This window comes from Streptomyces sp. S3(2020), from assembly GCF_013044505.1.
GTDB lineage: Bacteria > Actinomycetota > Actinomycetes > Streptomycetales > Streptomycetaceae > Streptomyces.
Genome location: NZ_JABERD010000507.1, coordinates 1 through 1,457, shown reverse-complemented (window position 1 = coordinate 1,457; position 1,457 = coordinate 1). Strand labels below are relative to the sequence as shown.

Annotated in this window: 1 protein-coding gene; it reads left to right on the top strand. The window is 71.6% G+C overall.

Annotated elements, in window-relative coordinates; all coding sequences use genetic code 11:
- Positions 1-8 precede the first annotated feature (8 nt).
- Positions 9-1,457, top strand: a 1,449-nt coding sequence (locus tag HLK59_RS49995) for an AMP-binding protein (RefSeq protein WP_346780017.1), incomplete at its 3' end; no start/stop codon positions are given.

Genomic DNA, 1,457 nt, shown 5'->3' with positions numbered 1-1,457 from the left:
TGGGGCGGGTGCGGTCGGGTGTGTTGGGGGCGTTGGGGCATCAGGATGTGCCGTTCGAGCGGGTGGTGGAGGCGGTCAATCCGGTGCGTTCGGCGGGGCGGCATCCGCTGTTCCAGGTGATGCTGAGCTTGCAGAACAACGCGGTCGCCCAGGCCCGGTTCCCCGGCCTGGACACGGAGTTGCTCGACGTCGAGGGCGACGAGCGGATCGACTTCGACCTGCTCTTCGACGTCCATGAGCGGGCGGGTGGTCTGGAAGGGCGGCTGCTGTTCGCGCGGGACGTCTTCGAGGAGGAGACGGCGCGACAGCTCGCGCGGTGCCTGGAACACCTCGTCACCGAGGTGACCGCGGACCCACAGCGTCCGCTGAGCAGGACGGACCTGCTCGGGCCGGCCGAGCGCGCGGTCCTCCTCACCCGCGGGACCGGGCGGGAGCTGACGGCGGAGCCCGCCTCCTTGACGGACCGGTTCGAGGCCCGGGCCGCGGCCACTCCTGACGCCACGGCCGTCGTCTGCGGCGCCACAAGCCTGTCGTACCGGGAACTCGACCAGCGGGCCGACCGGTTGGCCCGTCATCTGCTGGCCGCGGGCGCCGGGCCCGAGCAGTTGGTCGCGATCGCGATGGAACGCTCCGCCGACCTCGTCGTCGCACTCCTGGCCGTCCTGAAGACCGGCGCCGCCTACCTCCCCCTGGACCCCCGGCACCCACGGGCCCGCACCGAGTCGATCCTCGCCGATGTCTCACCGGTCACCGTCCTCACCGACGCCACCTGCCCGCCGACCCTGTCGTCGGACGCCCTGTCGGCCGCCGAACTCGCGCCGGCCGCCCGCGCCGACGAGCGCCTGGCCTACGTCATCCACACCTCGGGCTCCACCGGCCGTCCCAAGGGCGTCGCGGTCACCCACGGCAATCTCGCTCGGCTGCTGACGGCCATGGAACGCCTTCTGCCGCTGGGCCCGGACGACCGACTGCTCGCCCCGACCACCGTCTCCTTCGACATCGCCCAGCTCGAACTGCTGCTCCCGCTGCTGCGCGGCGCGGCCGTGGTCCTGGCAGGACAGGAGGACGTACGCGATCCCCGGGCGCTGGCCCACCTGATCCGGGAGCATCGCGTCACGGCCCTGCAGGCCACCCCGTCGCTGTGGACCGGGCTCGTGTCCGAAGCCCCCGAGGCCGTCGCGGGCCTGCGCGTCCTCGTCGGAGGCGAGGCCCTGCCCGCCGCCCTGGCCGGCCGGCTGCACTCGCTCGCCGCCGAGGTCACCAATGTGTACGGCCCGACGGAGGCCACCGTCTGGTCGCTCGCGGCCCGTATCGACGACGACAACCACGCCCGCCCGCCCATCGGCGGCCGGCTCTTATACACATCTCACGCCGCCGCCGAAGACGAGAGGGGAAGTCTAGGTGGTGGCCGTCGCATTAACAAAAAAAATAACAATACCACCAACAAGAAGAGACAA